Origin of the sequence: Pseudomonas sp. (assembly GCF_049645325.1) — a bacterium.
Classification (GTDB): domain Bacteria; phylum Pseudomonadota; class Gammaproteobacteria; order Pseudomonadales; family Pseudomonadaceae; genus Aquipseudomonas.
This window is the reverse complement of record NZ_JBARTQ010000407.1, coordinates 1-7864: the sequence shown is the minus strand read 5'-3', so window position 1 is coordinate 7864 and position 7864 is coordinate 1. Positions and strand designations below refer to the sequence as shown.

At 58.7% G+C, this 7864-nt stretch carries 7 protein-coding genes and 1 pseudogene; 4 read left to right on the top strand and 4 right to left on the bottom strand.

The window, feature by feature from the left end; translation table 11 throughout:
- Positions 1 to 249 precede the first annotated feature (249 nt).
- Both rhlB and WBB95_RS17640 read right to left on the bottom strand, forming a co-directional pair.
- Entirely contained in the window at positions 250 to 1725 is a 1476-nt protein-coding gene (gene rhlB, locus WBB95_RS17645; protein ID WP_424488755.1) for an ATP-dependent RNA helicase RhlB, read from the bottom strand.
- A 96-nt stretch (positions 1726 to 1821) separates the two neighbouring features.
- Positions 1822 to 2478, bottom strand: coding sequence for an alpha/beta hydrolase (locus tag WBB95_RS17640; RefSeq protein WP_424488754.1), 657 nt, complete (start codon positions 2476 to 2478; stop codon positions 1822 to 1824).
- A 346-nt stretch (positions 2479 to 2824) separates the two neighbouring features.
- On the opposite strand from WBB95_RS17640, the gene WBB95_RS17635 reads away from it, so the two are divergent.
- From WBB95_RS17635 to WBB95_RS17620, 4 genes are all read left to right on the top strand, one after another.
- A complete protein-coding gene (locus tag WBB95_RS17635; RefSeq protein WP_424488753.1) occupies positions 2825 to 3856 on the top strand; it encodes an amino acid ABC transporter substrate-binding protein in 1032 nt (343 codons plus the stop codon).
- 72 nt (positions 3857 to 3928) lie between these two features.
- The gene (locus WBB95_RS17630; RefSeq protein ID WP_424488752.1) at positions 3929 to 5110 is read left to right on the top strand and encodes an amino acid ABC transporter permease; all 1182 of its coding nucleotides are present in this window, start codon (positions 3929 to 3931) and stop codon (positions 5108 to 5110) included.
- A gap of 10 nt (positions 5111 to 5120) precedes the next feature.
- Positions 5121 to 6218 carry an amino acid ABC transporter permease gene (locus tag WBB95_RS17625; protein ID WP_424488751.1) on the top strand — a complete coding sequence of 366 codons (1098 nt, stop codon included), beginning with the start codon at positions 5121 to 5123 and terminating at the stop codon, positions 6216 to 6218.
- Positions 6219 to 6229: 11 nt separating this feature from the next.
- Positions 6230 to 6994, top strand: a complete 765-nt coding sequence (locus WBB95_RS17620; protein WP_010444394.1) for an amino acid ABC transporter ATP-binding protein — start codon at positions 6230 to 6232, stop codon at positions 6992 to 6994.
- Between the two features lie 50 nt (positions 6995 to 7044).
- On the opposite strand, the gene WBB95_RS17615 is transcribed toward WBB95_RS17620, so the two are convergent.
- On the bottom strand, positions 7045 to 7536 hold the full coding sequence (locus WBB95_RS17615) for a type II toxin-antitoxin system MqsA family antitoxin (RefSeq protein ID WP_424488750.1): 492 nt from the start codon (positions 7534 to 7536) through the stop codon (positions 7045 to 7047).
- Positions 7533 to 7844, bottom strand: a pseudogene (locus WBB95_RS17610) (type II toxin-antitoxin system MqsR family toxin). Before WBB95_RS17610 ends, WBB95_RS17615 begins: the two are co-directional and overlap by 4 nt.
- Between the last annotated feature and the right edge of the window lie 20 nt (positions 7845 to 7864).

The following is a 7864-nucleotide window of genomic DNA, read 5'->3' as shown; positions in this document are numbered from 1 at the left end:
GGGGAGACTCGGTAAAACCGGCGGACGCCCCGGCAATGCCGCCGCCGATGATGATGCAGTCGGCGTGGTTCATGATTCCTTCTGGAACTTGAAGACGCTGAAATCAAATGTGGGAGCGGGCATGTGTGGGAGCCGGGCTTGCCCGCGATGCAGGCACCTCGGTGTGTCAGTCACACCGAGGTGATGCTATCGCAGGCAAGCCAGCTCCCACACACGCCAGCTCCCACAGGTGCAACCGTATTCCAGCCGTTAAGGGCGCTTGCGCTCCACGGCGCGCAACAGGTGCGTCGGCGGTGTTTCGCAGCTGATCTTGCGCCCCAGCAGCGTCTCGATCGACGGCAACTGATACGAGTCGTCTTCACCGGCAAAGCTGATCGACACACCCGCCGCGCCGGCACGGCCAGTACGGCCAATGCGGTGTACGTAGTCGTCCGGCACTTCCGGCAGGGTGAAGTTGATCACGTGGCTGATGCCGTCGATGTGAATCCCGCGGCCAGCCACGTCGGTGGCCACCAGTACGCGAATCTTGCCTTCGCGGAAACCTTCCAGCGTCTTGATGCGCTTGTGCTGCGGCACATCACCCGACAGTTGCGCGGCGTTGACGCCATCACGCACCAGGCGTTCTTCGATGCGGCGCACTTCGTCCTTGCGGTTGGCAAACACCATCACGCGCTCCCAACCGTTGTCGTTGATCAGGTTGTAGAGCAGTTTGTATTTGTCGGCACCGGCGACGGCATAGATATGCTGTTCGACGTTTTCGCTGGCAACGTTCAGCGCTTCGATCTCGACGATGGACGGGTCGGTGGTCCACTGCTTGGCGAGGTTCATCACGTCTTCGGTGAAGGTCGCGGAGAACAGCAAGGTCTGGCGTTCGTTTTTCGGCGGGGTCTGGCGAATGATCTGACGTACTTGCGGGATAAAACCCATGTCGAGCATGCGGTCGGCTTCTTCCAGCACCATCACTTCGACCATGTCCAGGTGCACGTCGCCACGCTGGTTGAAGTCGAGCAGACGGCCCGGGGTGGCAACCAGGATGTCGCAGTGACGGGCTTCGAGGTGCTTGAGCTGTTTGTCGAAGTCCATGCCGCCCACAAACGTCATGACGTTGAGGCCGGTGTACTTGGTCAGGTCGGCGGCGTCCTTGGCGATCTGCACCACCAGCTCCCGGGTCGGGGCGATGATCAGCGCGCGTGGTTCACCCATGTAGCGCTCTTTCGGCGGCGGGGTTTCCAGCAGTTGGGTGATGATCGAGATCAGGAACGCGGCGGTCTTGCCGGTGCCGGTCTGGGCGCGGCCAATGGCGTCTTTGCCGGCGAGGGTGAAGCCCAGTACTTGCGCCTGGATCGGCGTGCAGTACGGGAAGCCCAGGTCCTGGATGGCGTGCATCAGTTCAGGGGCGAGCTTGAAATCGTGGAAGCGGGTTTTACCTTCCTGGGGCTCGACGGCGAAGTCTTCGAGTTTCCACGGGATCACCGGCGGTTTGGGCGCGCGTTCACGCCGTGGTGCTTTTGGCTCAGGGGCCGGGGCGGGGGTGGCCTCAGCGGGGGTTGCCTGTTCAGGCGGTGTCACCGTTGGCGTCTTTGGCTGGGCGACAGGGGCGGTCCGGTCGGACTGTTTACCGTTATTGCGGCTGCCATAGGTAGGGACAGGCGCAGTGGGAACAGGCGCGAGCGGCTCAGCCTCGCTTTTGCCGAACATCTTCTTAAGTGCTTTGAGCACGGTGATCTCATTAATTGGTTAAGGAATGTACGCCGGCCAGTGTAATGCAAGAATCGGGCGCGGCGTAGTGCGTCTGTCATACGGCTACATAATGTGGGGTTTTCAGCCCAGGCGAGCGGTCAACCAGGCACCGATGTCGCGTATCTCTTCGGGTAACACTTCGTGGCCCATTGGGTATTCCTGCCATGTCACGGTGACACCACGGGTCTTCAGATGCTCGTAGGCACTGCGGCCCATCGCGTTCTGTACCACGTCGTCGTACTGGCCGTGCAGGCACAGGGTCGGAATGCGTTGCTGGCTGGCGGACAATTCCAGCTCATCACCAAAGGTTGGCGCATAGGTGGAGAGGGCGATCACGCCACCCAAAGGGCCCTGCCAATTAAGGAAGGCGGTGTGGAAGACCACAGCGCCGCCTTGGGAAAAACCGGCAAGGAAAACCCGCGAGGCGTCTATTCCGGTTCTCTTCTGGTCTTCAATCAGGTCCGTGACGGTTTTTGCCGACACCTCCAGCTCTTCCAGGCTGATGGACCGGGCCGGGCTCATGGCCTTGATGTCGTACCAGCTGGGCATCTCATAGCCGCCATTGATGGTCACCGCGCGGGTGGGCGCCTGGGGCAAAACGAAGCGGGTGGTCAGCAAGGTTTCCTGCAGCGCTTCGGCGACCGGCAAAAAGTCGTAGCGATCGGCACCCAGGCCATGCAACCAGATAACGCAGGCGTCTGCGGGCTTGGCGGGCTGAAGAATCAAGGGTTCGGTCATGTCTGCTCCATATATGTGCGTGCGCTCCGATTGGGTGCGTCGGAACGGTGCGCGACGGGTTGATCTGTTAAGAGAATGTCGCAAGGTTGAATCTTTTTCTATTGACCATGGGCTGAAACGACTCAGCCGCCACTCTGGTACGGGGCTTGCTATGTGTAGGTCGATGTCAGAACTATCTATAGACGGTAACACTATCAGTGACTGCCGTTTATGGGATAGCCACTGGAATTACTGCGACAACCTCATGCCGCTTGACCTAAAAAAAGCCAACACAGGTCAATATCGCCTCATAAGGGTGCGCTGAGGTTCGAGCTCCGACACAACAAGAGCAAAACTGGAGGTTTGAATGAAGGTATTGAAGTCCACCCTGGCCATCGTGTGTGCGGCGGCTGTATTGGGTGTCAGTGGTTTCGCCCAAGCTGGCGCTACCCTGGACGCCGTGCAGAAGAAAGGCTTTGTGCAATGTGGCGTGAGTGACGGTCTGCCGGGTTTCTCGGTACCGGATGCCAGCGGCAAGATCCTGGGGATCGACGCTGACGTGTGCCGCGCTGTAGCCGCCGCCGTTTTCGGTGACGCAACTAAAGTCAAATTCAGCCAGTTGAATGCCAAGGAGCGTTTCACCGCGCTTCAGTCCGGCGAAGTCGACATTCTGTCCCGTAACACCACCATGACCAGCTCTCGCGATGCCGGCATGGGCCTGAAATTCCCGGGCTTCATCACCTACTACGACGGTGTTGGCTTCCTGGTTAACAACAAGCTCGGCGTGAAAAGTGCCAAGGAACTGGACGGTGCAACCATCTGCATCCAGGCCGGTACCACCACTGAGCTGAACGTGTCGGATTACTTCCGCGCCAACAACCTCAAGTACACCCCGATCACCTTCGACACCTCCGATGAAAGCGCCAAGTCGCTGGAATCCGGTCGTTGCGACGTGCTGACCTCCGACAAGTCCCAGCTCTACGCACAGCGCAGCAAGCTGGCCTCGCCGAAGGACTACGTGGTTCTGCCGGAAACCATTTCCAAAGAACCGCTGGGCCCGGTCGTGCGTAACGGCGATGACGAGTGGCTGGCTATCGTGCGCTGGGTTGGCTACGCCATGCTCAACGCTGAAGAAGCCGGTATCACCTCCAAAAACGTCGAAGCTGAAGCCAAGTCCACCAAGAACCCGGACGTTGCGCGTCTGCTCGGTGCTGACGGCGAATACGGCAAAGACCTGAAAGTGAAAAAAGACTGGGTTGTACAGATCGTCAAGCAAGTGGGTAACTACGGTGAAGTCTTCGAGAAAAACCTCGGCAAGACCACTCCGCTGGAAATCGACCGTGGCATGAACGCACTGTGGAACAACGGTGGCATTCAATACGCACCACCTGTGCGCTGATCGCTGATGGTTCTATCACCCGGTGGGCCAACCACCGGGTGATGTTCTGTTCCATTATTTCCGGGGCACTACATGCAAAATCAAATCGGCGCACCAAAGCAGAAGCTCAGCTTCAGCGATCCCAAAGTGCGTGCGTGGCTCTTCCAGATCATCACGATTGTGGCGGTGGTCTCGCTGGGCTGGTACCTCTTCAACAATACGCAAACCAACCTTCAACACCGGGGCATCACCTCGGGGTTCGACTTTCTTGAGCGCAGTGCCGGCTTCGGCATCGCTCAGCACCTGATCGACTACACCGAATCGGACAGCTATGCCCGCGTCTTTGTAATCGGCCTGCTCAACACCTTGCTGGTGACCGTGATCGGTGTGGTCCTGGCGACTCTGCTCGGCTTCATCATCGGCGTGGCGCGTTTGTCGCCCAACTGGATGATCAACAAGCTGGCGACGGTGTACGTGGAAGTGTTCCGTAACATTCCGCCGCTGCTGCAGATCCTGTTCTGGTACTTCGCGGTGTTCCTGACCATGCCGGGGCCGCGCAACAGCCATAACTTCGGTGACACCTTCTTTGTCAGCAGCCGTGGCCTGAACATGCCGGCAGCGATCGCCGCCGACGGTTTCTGGCCGTTTGTGGTCAGCGTTGTCGTCGCCATCGTGGCTATCGTGCTGATGGCTCGCTGGGCCAACAAGCGCTTTGAAGCCACCGGCGTACCGTTCCATAAATTCTGGGTCGGCCTGGCGCTGTTGATTGTGATCCCGGCGTTGTGCGCCTTGATTTTCGGCGCGCCACTGCACTGGGAAATGCCCAAGCTGCAAGGCTTCAACTTTGTCGGCGGGTGGGTACTGATCCCTGAACTGCTGGCGTTGACCCTGGCGCTTACCGTGTATACGGCAGCGTTTATTGCCGAGATCGTGCGTTCGGGCATCAAGTCCGTCAGCCACGGCCAGACCGAAGCTGCACGCTCCCTGGGCCTGCGCCCTGGGCCGACGCTGCGCAAGGTCATCATCCCGCAGGCCCTGCGGGTGATCATTCCGCCGCTGACCAGCCAATACCTGAACCTGGCGAAGAACTCGTCGTTGGCCGCCGGTATCGGTTACCCGGAAATGGTCTCGCTTTTTGCCGGCACGGTGCTCAACCAGACCGGCCAGGCCATCGAGGTTATTGCCATCACCATGAGCGTGTACCTGGCGATCAGCATCAGCATTTCCCTGCTGATGAACTGGTACAACAAGCGCATTGCGCTGATCGAGCGGTGAGGAAACGCACATGAGTTCGCATACTTTCAAACCTGATATGCCGCCGCCGAGCAAAGTCTTCGGGCCAATGGCGTGGATGCGCGCCAACCTGTTCTCCAGCTGGCTCAATACCCTGCTGACGCTGTTGGCGTTCTACCTGATCTACCTGATCGTGCCGCCGATTCTGCATTGGGCGATCCTCGATGCTAATTGGGTCGGCACGACGCGCGCTGATTGCACCAAAGAGGGCGCTTGCTGGGTGTTTATCCAACAACGCTTCGGGCAGTTCATGTACGGCTACTACCCCGGCGACCTGCGCTGGCGTGTGGACCTGACCGTGTGGCTGGCCATCGTCGGTGTGGCGCCGTTGTTCATCTCGCGCTTCCAGCGCAAGGCGGTCTACGGCCTGAGCTTCCTGGTGCTGTACCCGATCATTGCCTACTTCCTGCTGCACGGCGGAATCTTCGGCCTGACCAACGTGGCGACCAGCCAATGGGGCGGCCTGATGCTGACCCTGGTGATCGCCACCGTCGGCATCGCCGGCGCCTTGCCGTTGGGCATCGTGCTGGCACTGGGGCGGCGTTCGAACATGCCGGCGATTCGTGTGGTCTGCGTGACCTTCATCGAATTCTGGCGCGGCGTGCCGTTGATCACCGTGCTGTTCATGTCTTCGGTGATGCTGCCGTTGTTCCTGCCGGAAGGCATGGGCATCGACAAGCTGCTGCGGGCACTGATCGGCGTGATCCTGTTCCAGTCCGCCTACGTGGCCGAAGTGGTGCGCGGTGGTTTACAGGCGATCCCTAAAGGCCAGTACGAAGCGGCCGCAGCGATGGGCCTGGGTTACTGGCGCAGCATGGGCCTGGTGATTCTGCCGCAAGCCCTGAAGCTGGTGATCCCGGGCATCGTCAACACGTTTATCGCGCTGTTCAAGGACACGAGCCTGGTGATCATCATCGGCCTGTTCGACCTGCTCAACAGCGTCAAGCAAGCTGCCGCCGACCCTAAATGGTTGGGCATGGCCACTGAAGGCTACGTGTTCGCGGCCCTGGTGTTCTGGATTTTCTGTTTTGGTATGTCGCGCTATTCCATTCATTTGGAACACAAGCTCGACACAGGCCACAAGCGTTAGGAGTTGATGTTATGAGCGAAGCGATCAAACAGCCTGTGAGTCCTGAAGGCATTATCCAGATGCAGGGCGTCAACAAGTGGTACGGCCAGTTCCACGTGTTGAAAGACATCAACCTCAACGTCAAGCAGGGCGAGCGTATCGTGCTGTGCGGCCCGTCGGGTTCGGGCAAGTCCACCACCATCCGCTGCCTCAACCGTCTGGAAGAGCACCAGCAGGGCCGCATCGTGGTCGATGGTGTTGAGCTGACCAACGACCTCAAGCAGATCGAAGCGATCCGCCGTGAAGTCGGCATGGTGTTCCAGCACTTCAACCTGTTCCCGCACCTGACCATCCTGCAGAACTGCACGCTGGCGCCGATGTGGGTGCGCAAGATGCCCAAGCGCAAGGCCGAAGAAATTGCCATGCATTACCTGGAGCGCGTGCGCATCCCGGAGCAGGCCCACAAGTTCCCGGGGCAACTGTCCGGCGGCCAGCAACAGCGTGTGGCGATTGCCCGTGCCTTGTGCATGAAGCCGAAGATCATGCTGTTCGATGAGCCGACCTCGGCCCTCGACCCGGAAATGGTGAAAGAAGTGCTGGACACCATGATCGGCCTGGCCGAAGACGGCATGACCATGTTGTGCGTGACCCACGAAATGGGCTTCGCGCGTACCGTGGCCAACCGCGTGATCTTCATGGACAAGGGCGAAATCGTGGAGCAGGCGGCGCCGAATGACTTCTTCGACAACCCGCAGAATGAACGGACCAAGTTGTTCTTGAGCCAGATTCTGCATTGATCGATGTGTGAACAATAAACCCGGCCTGGTGCCGGGTTTATTTTTGCCTGCTAGGACGCCTTGAGTGCTTCTGCGTCGTCGTTCACGGTGTAGGTGAAGGCGTTGCGCAGGTCTGCGCCTTCTACCAGGATCTTCGCATCCGTCAGCAAATGCGGGTGACGATCCAATAGCCGCATCAGCAACACCAACGGTTTGGGGGCAAGAAGCTCGCCGCGCTCGTAGCGAGAAAATGCGTTGTGGCCGCCACTGGACAGCAACTCTACCGCTTCTTTTTGCGTAAGGTGGAGTTTGCGACGGATGCGTTTCATCTCGGCACCGATCATTTGCCGGGCAGCGAGGGTCAGTTCAGTCTTTGCGGCATCGTAGCGGTCGGTACTGTCGTTATCTGGGTCCCAGAAACCATCGCGGCATACTGTGCACTCCCAGCCTGAAAGGTTGTCGACACGGCGTTCCATACCTCTGATGCTGATGGTTTCACTGCGGCCCTCAAAATAGGTCAACCCTCTGGGAGCGCCACAGATGTAGCAATCTTTTACCTTCATACATTTTTCTCCTTGAAGGAGATCACCGGAGGGGCACCCTCTAAGGAGTAAGTGACCTTGACGTAAATCTCCCGATCTTTCGCGTGCGTGTGGTACACGTCCTGCCACATTCGATGATTGCCCTAGGCTGTCATCGACTTGTACAACATCCTGTTTTGTAACTCGTCAATCACGATCTGCATCCCCTCGATACTAAAGCCGAGTTCCTCACCGGATTCTTTTGCGGTCCTTGTGAACGCCTTGCTGCCAAGCCGCCTGACATCCGCCTTTATCACCGCCAAATCGTAATGAGGTGTGTACTTTTCCATAAGACACCTGAGTCCAATAA

Coding starts and splice junctions, on each gene's coding strand:
- WBB95_RS17640 (WP_424488754.1), bottom strand. CDS start 2,478: ATGACCGAACCCTTGATTCTTCAGCCCGCCAAGCCCGCAGACGCCTGC.
- WBB95_RS17635 (WP_424488753.1), top strand. CDS start 2,825: ATGAAGGTATTGAAGTCCACCCTGGCCATCGTGTGTGCGGCGGCTGTA.
- WBB95_RS17630 (WP_424488752.1), top strand. CDS start 3,929: ATGCAAAATCAAATCGGCGCACCAAAGCAGAAGCTCAGCTTCAGCGAT.
- WBB95_RS17625 (WP_424488751.1), top strand. CDS start 5,121: ATGAGTTCGCATACTTTCAAACCTGATATGCCGCCGCCGAGCAAAGTC.
- WBB95_RS17620 (WP_010444394.1), top strand. CDS start 6,230: ATGAGCGAAGCGATCAAACAGCCTGTGAGTCCTGAAGGCATTATCCAG.
- WBB95_RS17615 (WP_424488750.1), bottom strand. CDS start 7,536: ATGAAGGTAAAAGATTGCTACATCTGTGGCGCTCCCAGAGGGTTGACC.